The sequence below is a fragment of the Pedobacter nototheniae genome, from assembly GCF_032678625.1.
Taxonomy (GTDB): domain Bacteria; phylum Bacteroidota; class Bacteroidia; order Sphingobacteriales; family Sphingobacteriaceae; genus Pedobacter; species Pedobacter nototheniae_A.
This window is the reverse complement of record NZ_JAVTSO010000005.1, coordinates 319,911-335,059: the sequence shown is the minus strand read 5'-3', so window position 1 is coordinate 335,059 and position 15,149 is coordinate 319,911. Positions and strand designations below refer to the sequence as shown.

At 38.4% G+C, this 15,149-nt stretch carries 8 protein-coding genes; 3 read left to right on the top strand and 5 right to left on the bottom strand.

What is annotated here, in order from left to right; all coding sequences use genetic code 11:
* Positions 1-6: 6 nt before the first annotated feature.
* From R2Q77_RS16225 to R2Q77_RS16210, 4 genes are all read right to left on the bottom strand, one after another.
* Positions 7-1,413: a glycoside hydrolase family 30 protein gene (locus R2Q77_RS16225; protein WP_316804775.1), complete on the bottom strand. Its 1,407-nt coding sequence runs from the start codon at positions 1,411-1,413 to the stop codon at positions 7-9.
* Positions 1,414-1,510: 97 nt separating this feature from the next.
* On the bottom strand, positions 1,511-3,037 hold the full coding sequence (locus R2Q77_RS16220) for a RagB/SusD family nutrient uptake outer membrane protein (RefSeq protein WP_316804774.1): 1,527 nt from the start codon (positions 3,035-3,037) through the stop codon (positions 1,511-1,513).
* Between the two features lie 10 nt (positions 3,038-3,047).
* Positions 3,048-6,191: a TonB-dependent receptor gene (locus tag R2Q77_RS16215; protein WP_316804773.1), complete on the bottom strand. Its 3,144-nt coding sequence runs from the start codon at positions 6,189-6,191 to the stop codon at positions 3,048-3,050.
* A gap of 267 nt (positions 6,192-6,458) precedes the next feature.
* Positions 6,459-9,368: a triple tyrosine motif-containing protein gene (locus R2Q77_RS16210; protein WP_316804772.1), complete on the bottom strand. Its 2,910-nt coding sequence runs from the start codon at positions 9,366-9,368 to the stop codon at positions 6,459-6,461.
* A 169-nt stretch (positions 9,369-9,537) separates the two neighbouring features.
* Here R2Q77_RS16210 and R2Q77_RS16205 point away from each other — a divergent pair, with 169 nt between their 5' ends.
* Positions 9,538-11,028, top strand: coding sequence for a carboxylesterase/lipase family protein (locus tag R2Q77_RS16205; RefSeq protein ID WP_316804771.1), 1,491 nt, complete (start codon positions 9,538-9,540; stop codon positions 11,026-11,028).
* A 2-nt stretch (positions 11,029-11,030) separates the two neighbouring features.
* On the opposite strand, the gene R2Q77_RS16200 is transcribed toward R2Q77_RS16205, so the two are convergent.
* Complete coding sequence (locus R2Q77_RS16200; protein WP_316804770.1) at positions 11,031-11,693, bottom strand: GDSL-type esterase/lipase family protein; 663 nt, start codon at positions 11,691-11,693, stop codon at positions 11,031-11,033.
* 844 nt (positions 11,694-12,537) lie between these two features.
* Between R2Q77_RS16200 and R2Q77_RS16195 the strand changes: the two genes are divergently transcribed.
* The gene (locus tag R2Q77_RS16195) at positions 12,538-12,750 is read left to right on the top strand and encodes a hypothetical protein (RefSeq protein WP_316804769.1); all 213 of its coding nucleotides are present in this window, start codon (positions 12,538-12,540) and stop codon (positions 12,748-12,750) included.
* Positions 12,751-13,885: 1,135 nt separating this feature from the next.
* Positions 13,886-15,139, top strand: a complete 1,254-nt coding sequence (locus R2Q77_RS16190) for a TPR end-of-group domain-containing protein (RefSeq protein WP_316804768.1) — start codon at positions 13,886-13,888, stop codon at positions 15,137-15,139.
* Positions 15,140-15,149 lie beyond the last annotated feature (10 nt).

The following is a 15,149-nucleotide window of genomic DNA, read 5'->3' as shown; positions in this document are numbered from 1 at the left end:
GATTGACTACCAGATATAAGTTCCAACAGCACCTTTATCCAGGCTTGTAGCAAGCATTTTGCCCTTGTAGCTGATGTTGAATTTTGCCATTTCTTTACCTGTGTTTGCAACAATCAGCACCCTTTTTCCATCGGGTGTTTTAAAGGCTACATTAGATAAATCGTTAAATTCTGTAGAGGCAATGCGTACCGAACCAGGGCGAACAAATTTTGATGCATGGGCTACAGAATAATAGGCCAGATTTCTGCTTACCACATCTTTATCTATCGTTACGGCACCCTGGCAGGTGGGACATCCGCCACGATCCGTAAAGGGCTTATTTTCAGAATCGGCTGCTAAATTCCATTCCAAAACATTGCGGCTCCAGTTACGCGTTGCGCCAATAATTAATCTTTTAACCGGGCCGGTAATATTAATACCTGTACTACCGGGGCGTTCGACAACCATTTGCTCAGAAAAGTAAATGTTTTTATCCGGATGGGCATTATGCACATCGCTCAGGGCCTCAATCTTACCTCCATATAAATGAAATGCCGAACCATCAATATATTTGGCTGCTTGAGGGTCGTTCAAAATTGTGATTGGATAATCGGGCCGATCGGCATTATGATCGTAAATAATAATTTTAGTTTTAATACCTGCTTTTGCAAATGCTGGCCCCAGGTTATTTTTAACAAATGTAGCTTGTTCAGGCGCAGGCATTAATAAGCTTGGATTATTACCTGGATGCAAGGGTTCATTTTGAACAGTAACCGCATCGATAATAATGCCTTCTTTTTTCATTTCCTGTACGTAACGCACAAAATATTTGGCGTACGCTTCATAATATTCGGGCTTTAACATACCACCGCGAGCATCATAAGCGGTTTTCATCCATAAAGGCGGAGACCAGGGCGAACCTAATATTTTAATTTTAGGGTTTATAGCCAGGATTTCTTTCATAACCGGAATCACATCATTTTTATCCAGCCCTAAATTAAATTTACTTTGTTCTAAATCGGTTTGTCCTTCGGGCAAATCGTTGTAAGAGAAAACTTTTTCATTCAAATCGGATGCTCCAATACTCAGGCGAATGTAACTTATACCTATATTATTCCCATCGGTTGCAAATAATTCTTTAAGTAATGCAGCCCTGGCCGGAGCAGACATGTTAATAATGTGTTGAGCACTTCCGCCCGTAAGCGAATATCCAAATCCATCAATTGGCTGGAAAACTTCCTCTTCATTTACGAGAATGGTAGTAAAGTCATTTTTTTCAGCAGAAAATTTTAAGGCAAGATCTTGTTTCGCAAATAAAATAGATCTGTCGGCTTTGGTGAGCCAGAGCTGAGCTGCCGTTTGTGCCTGAACAGAAAAAGATAATGCAATTAAAAGGCACGTTAAAGGAAGGACAAAAAATTTGTGTATCATCATATAGAATCAAATGAAAAATGGAGACGGCAATGAAATTCTGAAAAAACAGGAAGAGGCTTTTTTTCCCCTCCCTGTTAACAATTAAACGTAATTTAAGCTATTTGCTACCTCCCCATTCTTTACTTTGGAGTATTTTTGTATTATTTAATTCAGCCTGCGGAATTGGCAAAATTTCATTTTTATTGGCCTTAAACCCTTTAAAAGCTAATTTTGTTGGAGCAAGGCCCCATCTAACTAAATCAAACCACCTTTGCCCTTCGGCCACTAATTCAAGGCGTCTTTCTTTCATAATGTTATCCATATTTACCTCAACAGGATTTAAACCTACACGTGCTCTTACGGCATTTAAGAAAATATAAGCTCTTGTACCCGCGCCAACCGCAGCTCCACTTTTTAATAATGCTTCGGCTTCCATCAGGTAAGTATCGGCTAAACGTATTTCGTACATATTCTGACCGAAATTTAATTCTAACTGGCCAATAGCAGCTTTAGTAGATACTCTTCCTGCATATTTTTCAACAAAATACCCGGTGTTATCATTGGCATGTTTATAGGTTACAATACCTGCTTTTTCTAAACTATCTAAATTGGCCACCGTTGGTTTATTACGAGGATCATAGTGAATTAAATCAAACAATTCTTTCGTTATTGGCATAACACTCCAGCCCGAAACATAATCTGGTGCCTTTGCTGCAATTACCGGAATGTAGTTACGTGGCCCTACTAAAATGCCCATCACATTTCCCTCGCGACTACCCACATTGCTCCAACCCATGTTTGAGGTGGTATTGTAGCTGAGTTCCAAAATAGATTCTGAATTGAACTTATTTTTCCAGTTCCATAAATCGGCAAAATTTGGCAATAGTTTATAGCCATAAGTGCCTACACCAGGTGCTGTACCATTCACTAAAGCAAATTCTGCGGCGGCCGGCCCCCATTTTTCTTGCCACAGGTACACTTTACCTAAAACGGCATGCACTGCGCCCTGATTTAGACGTCCTGCATCGGCAATAGGAATGGTTGTAGGCAGTGCGGATAAAGCATCGGTTAAATCTGTTTCTATTTGTTTGTACACATCGGCCGGAGCAACTTGTGTAACATCAAACATAGCGGAGGCCTCTACTGGAGCTAATATTAATGGTATATTTTTGAAAATACGCACTAAATCAAAGTAAAATATAGCACGCAATGCTTTCGCCTCTGCAATATATCTTGCTTTTTTAGAAGCATCCATAGAAATGCCCTCTATTTTTTTCAGTAAAACATTTGCACGATAAATTCCTGTAAAGCCCTTGCCCCACAAATAACTTGGCGCACCGGATAATGAATTCACCGTATAATTGTTCATTGCCTGCAAATCGCCCAAATCAGATGGGGAATCGGCTCCCGCAAAGTGATCATCAGACGCAGAACTAAATAGATTAAGTTTGGTAAGGTACCCACCAGATTGATTACCCAGCTGATCGTAAACCGCTACTAAACCTGTAAAAGCTTGCTGTTCGTCTTGATAATAGCTTGTTTCCAAAATACGTTCACGCGGATTTACATTGAGTTGTTTTTGACAAGAAACCATTAGTTGTGAAGCCGCTAACAAGGCTGCAATGGCTAAAATATTTTTTTTCATTTTAATTTTTTTAGAATCCAACATTTAAACCTACCATGAACGAACGGGCCTGTGGATAGATACCTCTATCTACGCCCAGTACAGTTCCACCAATTTCAGGATCGTAACCTGTATATTTTGTAACTGTCCAAAGGTTTTCACTCATTAGATATACACGAACCTTTTGTGCTCCAATTTTTTTAATAAAATCATTTGGAAGATTATACCCAATCTGAAGGGTTTTCAACCGGAAGTAATCTCCTTTTTCTAAATATTTTTGAGAGAATTTTGTATAGTTTCCGTTTAAATCCTTATCCGCTACACGTGGCGTGGTGGTTGAAGGATTTGTAGGTGTCCATCGATCAAGAATTGACTTTTGCCAGTTTCCATAAGTTACGTCCAAACGTCTTAACCCCTGAAAAATCATATTGCCACCAACACCATTTCCAAAGGCAACAAAATCAAAGTTTTTGTAAGCCAAGTTAATGGTAATACCGTAAGTATATTTCGGAAGTGGGCTCCCCAAATATTTACGATCGGCAGCATTTATGGTTTCGTTACCATCCAGGTTTTCAAATTTAATATCGCCCGGTTTTGCCGAAGGCTGAAGAATTGTACCGCCTGGCCCTCTATAGGCATCAATTTCGGCTTGCGACTGGAAAATACCAATCATATTGTAGCCATAAAACTCATTAAATGCCCGGCCAATTCCGGTACGTGTAAAGTTGCCCATACCCTGGAAACTCTGTGCATTGTCTTCAATAAATTCTCTACCCGGTAATAGCTTGGTTACCTTGTTTTTTAAGGTTGATACATTAGCGTTGATGCCTAAATTAAGTTCACCAATTTTCTTTCTATAGCCGATTTCAAATTCGATACCGGTGTTTTGCATATCACCAACATTTTCTGCTGCACCACCTGCAGCACCCAAATAAAGTGGAATTGAAGGGGTTTGCAATACACCTACGGTTTTCTTTTTAAAGTAAGATGCGCTTATCGTAAAATCAGTAAATAAGGTTGCGTCTAAACCAATATCTGTTTGGCGTGTTTCTTCCCATTTCAAATTGGGGTTTGATAAAGCAGCCGGGCTCCATCCAATGGTACTAACATCAGTAGTTCCAAAAGTATAGTTACGGCCACTGTTTACCAATGATACATAACTGAAATCGCCAATTGCATCATTTCCTGTAATACCGTAACTACCACGGAGTTTTAAGAAATTAACAACTTTGTTTTCTGGCCAGAAACTTTCCTTTGTAGGTACCCATCCAACTGAGGCTGACGGAAAATAACCGAAGCGGTTGTTTGTACCAAAACGAGAAGAACCATCACGACGAATAATACCTGTAAACAAATATTTTTCATCATAATCATAGGTAACACGGGTAAATAAAGAGTTTACAACATGTAAAGTTGCATCGCTACCATCACCTTGAATATCGGCTGTAGCAGGTTTATAGTTTAAATTGCCTTGATAAAAATTTTGCGCAATTACGTTGTTAAACCGCACGTTTAAACCACGGTTATTGTTATCCATGTAATAACCTTGTCCAAAAAGTGCATATGCATGGTGTTTGCCGAAATTTTTAGAATAACTTATTGTGTTTTCCCAGGTATAGTTTAGCGTTTGGTTCATCTCCCGATAAAAATTTGCCTTTGTATTTGTATTTGAAGGACTTAACCAGAATAACGGGGTAAAAGATTCAGTGCCGTAAAAAGCAATTTTAGTTCCTAATGATGATCTGAACTTTAAATTTTTAATAGGCTCAATATCTAAAAAAGCATTACCAACAATGTTATGATCCCAGCCATAGTTACCCAACCTGGTTTGAATATAAGCCAATGGATTACTCATTTCCTGGCCAACAGGACCTGAAATACCATATGGAAAGCCCGTTGCCGGATCTTTAATAATATTTGCAATGGTATAAGGAGATTTAGCAATAGCAGTTGGATCAGTTTGAATTACTGGTGTAATTGGATCCAGGTGAATTGCCGAACTTAAAGGACCGCCAAATTCACTATTGGTATTACCTAAAGAACTGTTAACGGAGTGACTATAGCCTAAATTTTGACCGAAACTGATCCATTTAGCTGGTTTAAAGGTCGAGTTAATCCGAACATTGGCTCTATTAAAATCAGAAATGGGTGTGGCTACAATACCTTGTTGCTCTATATAACCAAATGAAGTATAAAACGTATACTTATCGCTTCCACCCGAAACGCTAAATTCATGGGTTTGTCTGCGGGCATCATCATTAAAAACAACTGATTGCCAATCTGTACCTTCTCCATAATTAGTCGTAGCTGAATAAGGAAGTACGAAAGGATTACCTGAAGCCGGATCGTAGCTATTGGTATAAGCTTCATTTCTAATGGTAGCATATTCGTTTGCATTTAATAGCTTGAGTTTTTTAGCAGGCGCCTGCGTACCGTAAAACCCATTGTAATTTACGCTAAGTCGCCCATCTTTACCTTTCTTGGTTGAGATAATAATTACGCCGTTTGCAGCACGTGCACCATAAATGGCTTGTGAAGCAGCATCTTTTAAAACCTCAATGGATTCAATATCTGATTGATTTAAATAACCAATCCCTCCATTATCCACAATTACACCATCAACAACCCAAAGCGGATCATTATTACCTGACGACGCGAAAGAAGTGAAACCCCTAACCCTTACCGTTGATGCCGATCCAGGTTGACCATTACCACTTGCAATAGTTAAACCAGAGGTTCTGCCTTGTAAAGCTTGTTCTACCCTGTTAATCGGCATCGTTTCCAGGTCTTTGGCCTTTACACTGGAAATTGAACCGGTAACCAAAGCTTTCTTCTGTGTACCGTAACCTACTACCACCACTTCGGTTAATTCTTTGGTATCGGTCAGTAAATCCACATTAATGGTTGATGAGGTAACGGTAACTGTTTTATTGATCATTCCTACTAAACTGAATGTTAGTTTTGCGCCATTAGCAGCCTGAATAGAGAATCGGCCCTGGCCATCTGTAGAAGTTGCCTTAGCTTGGCCTTCTACTTTTACGGTTACCCCCGGAAGTGGCAACCCTTCTTTTTGATCTGTTACTTTTCCTGTAACGGTAATATCCTGCGCCATTAAAGCAAAGGGAAATACCATAATACAGTAAATGAAGAATACGAATGTAAATCTTCCTCTCATAGAAAATAGTTTTTAGTTAATGATTTGGTTAGCTCGAGCGCCTGCACAGCTGCCGCAACTCAAATCAAATCTAATAGAGGAAAATTATTTTAGGCTATTTCAGGCCTACTACACCAACCATACAAAAACCTGTTTTAGGTCAAAAATAAGATTATTAAGCACCTACATAAGCACTACACAGCGTTTGCAACGAACTGAAAACAAGATAGATACAGAAACACCCAATGAAATTCAAAAAAATGATTTTAAAGCACGTATAAAGCGTTGTTACTGGCCTTTTTGTCTGGCAATTTCAATCAGGAATTCGTAAAGATTAACTTCTGGTTTGATCTGGAGTTTCTTTCTTAAACGATACCGTCCTACTTCAACAGCTTTTATCGTTACATTCATGAGTTGTGCCATTTCTTTTGTAGAAAGGTTCATGGATAAATAAGCACAAAATTTCAGGTCATTTTGACTAAGCTCCGGGTAAAGATCTTTAAGCTTATTAAAAAACTCTGTATTTACATGGTTAAAGTGTACACTTAAATGATCCAGTTCCTGGTCTTTCTTTTCTACTTCACGAATCAACCGAATCAGGTGCCTGAAATTTGGCGAACTTTCCGAAAGGTCGGGGCTTTTAATTACAGCAGAAATAACCTCCTTTATTTTTGCCAGTACTTTGCCTCTTTGCACTAAATGCATTGTCATGGTAGAAAGCTCTTTATTTTTATAATTTACATCAGCTTCCAGTTTCTCATTTTTAAGGCGCACAATTTCTTTTTCAGTTTGGTCTAATTCCAGCTGATGGAGGTAGCTCATTCTTTCCTGCTCCTTTAAGTGTTTGCTTTTTTGCCATCTAATAATTAACCTGACCAGCAAAACCAGCAACGCGAGGTAAAATATTCTCATCCAGATGGAGTTGTACCAGGCAGGTAAAACCTCAAAAGTATAACTGACAATTGCCGATTCATTTCCTGCATCCGTTCTTGCTTTTATATTAAAGGTATATTTCCCTGCAGGGAGATTGGTATAATCTTTCTCACTCTTTACACCCCATGCAGACCACTCACGATCAAAACCAACCAGCTGATAACTAAAATTAATATTCTTTTCGTGCTCAAAAAGGGTAGATGAAAACTCAAAATGTACTGAGTTTAGCGCATTTTCAAGCTTAAGTATTTGTTTTAAATCCTGTTTGTTTACAATATTGCTCTTTTCAACAAAATATCCGCCAAAGATATTACTGTCGGTAACTAATAGTTTAACTGCACCCAAAAGCACCACAGGCTTGGTAATGTTCTCTATATATTTATCATAGTTAATATGATAAGCACCTTTATTAGCCCCGATAAATATATTTTTCTTATCTAATGCATAAATAGATTCAAAGCCACCTACAACTTTTCCATCCAACTCGGGCAAGTAAAATATACTAAATGGATTGCTGCCCGATGGTTTGCTAAAATCAACAATACCAACTTTTTTATTGGTTACAAACCAAATGTTACCCTCGTTATCTTCTTTTAAATATTGAATGGAAACTCCATTAAGGGCATTTTTCAGCAATTTTAACCGGATAAATTTTTGATGTTCAATATCGTATTCATAAACCCCGTCTACCGTGGCAATAACCACCCTGTTTTTAACCCGGTAAACATAGTTGTACAATTTTGATGGCAAACCCTCCTTTGTAGAAAACATTTTTGTACGGATTACCTTTTTGTGATCGGCGCTTAATTCTATTTTATAAACACCATGATAAGGATGAGAAGCCCAGATATTATCATTATTATCTACAACAATAAACCTCAGGGTTTCTGTAATGCCTTCTATTTTACCACCATTGGTGAATGTACCATTTGCATAATTTAATTTTTGCAGCCCCCAGTAGGTTCCGGCTAAAACGTCAGATGCGGGTAAAACATTTTGTAAGGGCTGGAACATCCAGGTACCAGGAAGTGTATATAAAGGTTTCGCCACATTGCCCTGAATTAAAGAAGTGCCCTCTTCATGTGCCATTAACAATTGGTTGTTAATTTCATCAAGGCCCCAAACCTGTCCTTTTGTATTTTTAACCTCCTCAAAACTGGAAGATGAATAACTTAAATCTTTAGTCGCTGGATTAACCGGAGTTCGGTATAAACCGTTAGAAGTACCAATGTATAAGGATTGGTTATACTTGCGAAAAGCATAACTGGTAATTTGTTTATTCCGGTCGGGATAAATGTTTTTAATGGCACTGTTTATGGCTACGTAGGCAATTCCATCATCCAATGCAAGCCATATATTTTTATCCTGATCTAATAAAATCCCCCTTACATTATTGTTCTGCAAACCTTCCCGGTAGTTGTATTTCTGTACCAGTTCTCCCTTTCTGTTCATGATATAAACTCCACCCGATGTGGTGCCAACAGCATAAAGATCGGCACTGATTTGGCTGGCAAAAAAAATACGGTCGTTTATAAATACTGCATCCAATTGAGTATGCATCGGGATAAGCTGGCTATTATGGATCAGAAAAAACCCTTTTTTTAAGGTAGCAACCAGAAGCGTGTCTTTTCCATAAGGTATAACCGAAGTAACTGAAAATCTTTTTAAAACGGTATCGGTGCAATAAGGTTTCCAAACTTCTTTATCATAAACCAGGATACCTGCATCTTTAGATTGGGCAAAAACCTGTTTATTTACATAACCGAGATACAACCATGTTGAGCTGGGCTTATAGCTTTTAATTGCACCATCTTTATAATGGAGCACTGCATTGGTTGAACGGAAGAAAACCTCATCTTTAACAATGGCAATATCCCATATATCAGCAAATTTACGTTGGGATTCGGGTAACAATGACAATAATGAAGTATACCTTAAAATTCCACGCGAATCTGGAAAAAAATAACCCAGCTCATCTTGTCCGCCAACATAAATCTTGTTTTTAGAATCTATTCCGATAGACCTTACCGATGTATAATTAGGCAAACGATGCAGGTTCCAGTAACGACCGTTAAATGTTAATAGTCCTTCGTTGTTACCAAAATATAGGATGCCCTGTTTATCTTGCTTTACGTCCCAGTTTTGAATTCCGCCATGATATTGTTCGTTATTGTAATTTACAATCTGAGGAATTCCTAACAAATCCTGCGCATAGGATTTAAAATTCATCAAAAATATAAACGCAATAAGTATAGTTTTTTTCATGGTTAGCGGGAGGCTTTTTGCAATAATAAATATATAATTTTAATTTCTGCAAGCGTATTAATTATTGGCAACATTCTATTTTAAAGCACGAAAATTATAAATTGCAGGCTCATTTGATTCAAATCCCTTTATGATTCATTGCTATAAAAGCGCATCTATAAAATTCTTTTTGCTTTCAATTTTTACCTTGAGTTTGTTTTCGGCCAAAGCTCAGGACAATGTAGTGGTTAAAATTTCTAATGGTTATTTAAAAGGATTTAAAGAAGAAAAAAGCTTTGTTTTTAAAGGAATTCCTTATGCCGAACCACCAATTGATTCCTTAAGGTTTAAAGCTCCAAAGCTCAAAACAAACTGGGCCGATACGCTATCTTGTTCTAATTTTGGCCATCCCGCAGCACAGTTTGATGGTGGCAGTAAAAGTTTGAAAGGAAATGAAGACTGTCTGAAACTAAATGTATATACGCCTGTACCCGATCAAAAGAAAAAAATGCCGGTTCTGGTTTGGGTACATGGAGGTGGTATGACGAATGGATCAGGATCGGGGCAAAACGGGCATGCTTTTGCAGATACTGACAGCATTGTAACGGTAACCATTAATTACCGGCTTGGTGTTTTTGGTTTTTTATACCTGGCAGATCAAAAAACTGACTATCAAACGGCTGGCAATAATGGTTTGCTGGATTTAATGATGTCGCTAACCTGGATTAAAAATAATATTGCCGCTTTTGGTGGCGATCCAAATCAGGTTACGGTTATCGGAGAATCGGCGGGTGCAAAATTGACCAGTGCTTTATTATTAACGCCTGGTGCAAAAAATCTTTACCATCAGCTTATTCTCGAAAGTGGCGGCGTTCAATGTGTAAGGGATATTAAAACGGCTAAGGCAATACGTACTAAATTGCTAAAAGCACTAAAACTGCGTAAGCCCGAAGATCTTTTAAACCGATCAGCAAATGATTTAATTAAAGCTCAAAATGAGGTTTGTAAAGGTGCTCAGGGTACAAACTATTTTGGTCCGTTAGCAGATGGCGTAATCATTTCTGGTGACCCATATGACTATGCAGTTAAAAATACCGCTAAGGAAAAGCGTTTTTTAATTGGCACCAACAAAGTGGAGAGCCGCTTATTTATGGATATGGATAAACGTTTATATCAGCCCGATAAAAAAGTTTTAAAGGATTGGTTCGGGCAAAATGCACGCTACATCTTAAAAAATTTTAAGCAAAATGAGCGCCGGCTGGGTACAGATTCTGCCGCCAAAACAACACTTACACAATACATGTACACCATGCACAGTTACCGGTTGGCCAATCAATTATCAACTGTTAACCAACATGTTTGGATGTATCGTTTTGATTATGCTAAAGACGGAAAGCCAGCAACTCATGCTGCCGAATTACCATATGTCTGGTATCAGGCAAATCAACCGCAACAAAAAATAAATACAAACCTTGCCGCAACCATCCATCAGTACTGGGTTAACTTTATTAAAGGGCAGGAACCTGGATTAAATAAAAATACCGGCGCAACTATAAGCTGGCCGGTCTATCAGGATAATTTAAAGCAGGTTATAATTTTTGATCAAACGACGATGGTAGAAACTTTAGGACATGTATTTAATGACCCTAAATTTCCTTCTGCTTGTTTTATTTTAAAGTAAATCTAATTTTTAATCAACTTTGGTTTAATGGCCTTACGCCAAATGGCATAGCCCTGTGCATTCATATGCAACATATCTTCCAAAAACAATTCAGGTCTTAAAGCCCCGGTTTTTGTAAGCATGGGTTTAAAAACATCTACAAAAACTACATTTTGTTCTCCAGCTAAAAACTTCTCAATAAGCTGGTTTGAAGCTATGGCCTTTGCTCTGAATTTATCGCGACTTGGACTTGGTTTTATTGAAATGTAAACAATAGGCGTAGTTGGCAATTTGGCCCTTATGGATTTATATAAATTAATGGTTCTGTTTAAAACTGTATCAGGGGTTACTTTTGCATCTGGCAAATCATTTTCACCAACATACAACACAATTTGGCGCGGTTGATACGGGAAAACAATATCGTTCAGGTAAAAAGTGATATCGTTAATTACCGCACCGCCGATGCCCCGGTTTAAACCATTATGTTTTGCAAATACCTGTGTTAGGTCGTCCCACTTTCTGATAGAAGAGCTACCTACAAACAAAACAGGATTGGCTGGTGCCTTATACATGGCATCGTAATGTTTAATGGCCTGTACATCGTCCCAGTAAGCAGGTTTTTGTTGTGCGAAAGCAAGGCTATTAAGCAAAAAAATAAGACTAAGGGCTACAAAATATCTTCTCATACGAATCGTGAATAAATTATTAAACTCCAAAGTTACAAATTATGCTTACATGCTTACCCGGCTTTGGGCTTTATCACAATTTTATTAGTTTAAAGGTTTGATTTTTATTAAAAGTTTTAGCTAAGACAATATTATCCAGCCGCTGGCCGCGGGGGCTTCTTTTCTTTGGAAAAGCCTAACGGAGAAATAGTGGTTTAGCCTTGTTAGGAGGAAATTGCTACTGCCAAATCATGCTAAACCGCCTTAAAATTTACACTGCTCTAACCCAAGAACGCCTCCGGCATAGCAGCATTTCGAAGGATAACACATTAGAATTCTTGCTGAAATTTTAATGCTCCGAATAACCAAGGGAATATGCAGCGGGGGTTGGGTGGTGAATTGGGGCTAAGCCTCATATTGCCGCTATTGGAATTCTGATGATGTTATTCAAGAAAGGGTGCAAGCCTTGATTTTTGTTTCTTTTTATCAAGAAAAAGAAAAAAGGCCTGTCTGGCCAAGACAATATTATCTATCCGCTGGCCGCGAGGGCTTCTCTTCTTTGGACAACCAAAGAAGCAAAGTTGCCGGCTCGCAATCTTTCTGTTAAAGTAACTAAGAAGGCTTGTCCAGTGCCCGCCGAAACATTGACCATGCCGGTTTAAAAGCGTAACGGAGAAATCGTGCTCTGGCCTTGCTGGGTAGAAATAGCAATTGCAAAATCATGCTAAACTAACTTTAAATTTTCTACTGTTTTAACCCAAGCACGCATCCGGCATAGCAGCATTTCGCAGGAGAGCACATTAGAATTCTTGAATAAACTTTAATGTTGTGAATAACCAAGGGAATATGCAGCGGGCGCAGGGCTATGAATTGGGCTGAAGCCTCATATTGCCGCTATTGGAATTCTGATGATGCTATTCAAGAAAGGGTGCAAGCCTTGATTTTTGTTTCTTTTTATCAAGAAAAAGAAAAAAGGCCTGTCTGGCCAAGACAATATTATCTATCCGCTGGCCGCGAGGGCTTCTCTTCTTTGGACAACCAAAGAAGCAAAGTTGCCGGCTCGCAATCTTTCTTTTAAAGTAACTAATAAGGCTTGTCCAGTGCCCGCCGAAACATTGACCATGCCGGTTTAAAAGCGTAACGGAGAAATATTGGTTAGGCCTTGTTAGGTGGAAATAGCAATTGCAACATCATGCTAAACAAACCTTAACTTTTTACTACTATAACCCAAGCACGCATCCGGCATAGCAACATTTCGAAGGAGAGCATATTGGAATTCTTGTATAAACTTTAATGTTCCGAATTATCAAGGGAATATGCAGCGGGCGCAGGGATTGTGAAAAGGCTTAAGCCTCATATTACGGCTATAGGAATTCTGATGATGCTATTCAAGAAAGGGTGCAAGCCTTGATTTTTGTTTCTTTTTATCAAGAAAAAGAAAAAAGCCCGTCTGGCGAGGACAATAACTTTATCTGCTGGCCGCGGGGGCTTCTCTTCTTTGGACAACCAAAGAAGCAAAGTTGCCGGCTCGCAATCTTTCTTTTAAAGTTAGTAATGAAGCTTTTTCAGTGCTTACCGAAACATTGACCATGCCGGTTTAAAAGCTGAACGGAGAAATGGTGGTTTAGCCTTGCTGGGTGTAAATAGCAATTGCAAAATCATGCTAAACAAACTTTAAATCTTCTACTGTTCTAACCCAAGTACGCATCCGGCATAGCAGCATTTCGCAGAAGAGCATATTAGAATTCTTGTATAAACTTTAATGTTCCGAATGATCAAGGGAATATGCAGCGGGCGCAGGGATTGTGAAAAGGATTAAGCCTCATATTGCCGCCATCAGAATTCTGATGATGCTATTCAAGAAAGGGTGCAAGCATTAATTTTTGTTTCTTTTTATCAAGAAAAAGAAAAAAGGCCTGTCTGGCGAAGACAATAACTTTATCCGCTGGCCGCGGGGGCTTCTCTTCTTTGGACAACCAAAGAAGCAAAACCGAGCATTTCTGCGAGCTCATTAATGCAAATAAAAACATAAACAACTATTAATAATTGCCGGCTCGCAATCTTTCTTTTAAAGTAACTAATAAGGCTTGTTCAGTGCCAACCGAAACATTGATCATGCCGGTTTAAAAGCTGAACGTAGAAATGGTGGTTTAGCCTTGCTGGGTGGAAATTGCAAATTTTACGTCATACTAAACAAACTTTCATTACTTTAGATGATGCTAAAAATTACTCGTTTTCTACCCATTCTGTTGCTAATCAACACTTCTTTATTTGCACAATCTAAAAAGGCAGATAGCCTTTATAAGGCCAAAAATTACGCTGAAGCAGGTAAATATTACCTTATTAATGCATCCGAAACTGATTTCAATGGTTCTAAAAAGGGCTACTACTACAATGCAGCCTGCGCTTATGCCCTTGCCGGAAAAACCGACAGTGCAGTCATTTTACTAAAAAATGCCATTTCTGGTGGTTATAATAATATAGACCAGATAAAAAAAGATACCGATTTTATCAGTCTGCACGAGTTGCCCGAATGGAGTAAAATTTTAAACTCGGTTAAAGTTAAAACCTCATCCTTTACTACTGACCCAAATCAGGTAAAACTGGTTACTTCCGATATTCACAATTTCTGGAAGGCTTATGATCTCGCGAAAAAAGATACGGCCAATCGGCTAAATATTTTTAAAAAGTATTATGTCGATCCAGGATCTGAAGGCATGCAGGATTATTTTGCCACCAAAGTTTGGACCATGAAAGGTTTTATCAATTCACAGGATAGAAAACCAAAATTTTATGCAGCCATTCGTAAAAACACCTACCTGGTTGATGCTCAAAAGCCAATGATGCTCAAAAGCTTTAAAAAGTTTAAAGAAACTTACCCGGATGCCAGGTTCCCATCCATTTACTTTGTAATTGGTTCTTTCAATTCGGGTGGTACTGTATCCGATGCTGGTTTACTTATAGGATTAGATCAATCTGCTGGCAGTGATGACATTCCTTTGGGAGAACTAACGCTTTGGCAACGCAATAATTTAGGTAAAGTGAATGGAATCCCCTATTTAATTGCACATGAATTAATTCATTTTAACCAAAAAGATGTAGCCAGAGACACCACCCTTTTAGGTGCTGCACTGGTGGAAGGAATGGCTGATTTTTTAGGCGAATTAATTTCAGGTAAAAATGCCAATGCGCGTTTGCATGTTTGGGCTATAGGAAAGGAAAAACAGGTTTGGACAGATTTTAGAAAAGAAATGTACTTAAACCGTGCAAAAAACTGGATTGGAAATGGAAGCCAGGAAACAGCAGAAAAACCTGCAGATCTGGGCTATTGGATAGGTTATCAGATTTGCAAAGCTTATTATGATAAAAGCACGGATAAAAACCAAGCCGTTTACGATATGCTGAATATTAAGGATTATAAAGTTTTTTATGAAAATAGTGGCGCAGCAGACCTTTATAAGCTATAATTAACTTTAC

Bases quoted from the DNA above. Each gene is read 5' to 3' on its own strand.
- R2Q77_RS16225 (WP_316804775.1), bottom strand. From the start codon at position 1,413: ATGATGATACACAAATTTTTTGTCCTTCCTTTAACGTGCCTTTTAATT.
- R2Q77_RS16195 (WP_316804769.1), top strand. From the start codon at position 12,538: ATGAATTGGGCTGAAGCCTCATATTGCCGCTATTGGAATTCTGATGAT.
- R2Q77_RS16215 (WP_316804773.1), bottom strand. From the start codon at position 6,191: ATGAGAGGAAGATTTACATTCGTATTCTTCATTTACTGTATTATGGTA.
- R2Q77_RS16220 (WP_316804774.1), bottom strand. From the start codon at position 3,037: ATGAAAAAAAATATTTTAGCCATTGCAGCCTTGTTAGCGGCTTCACAA.
- R2Q77_RS16190 (WP_316804768.1), top strand. From the start codon at position 13,886: ATGATGCTAAAAATTACTCGTTTTCTACCCATTCTGTTGCTAATCAAC.
- R2Q77_RS16200 (WP_316804770.1), bottom strand. From the start codon at position 11,693: ATGAGAAGATATTTTGTAGCCCTTAGTCTTATTTTTTTGCTTAATAGC.
- R2Q77_RS16210 (WP_316804772.1), bottom strand. From the start codon at position 9,368: ATGAAAAAAACTATACTTATTGCGTTTATATTTTTGATGAATTTTAAA.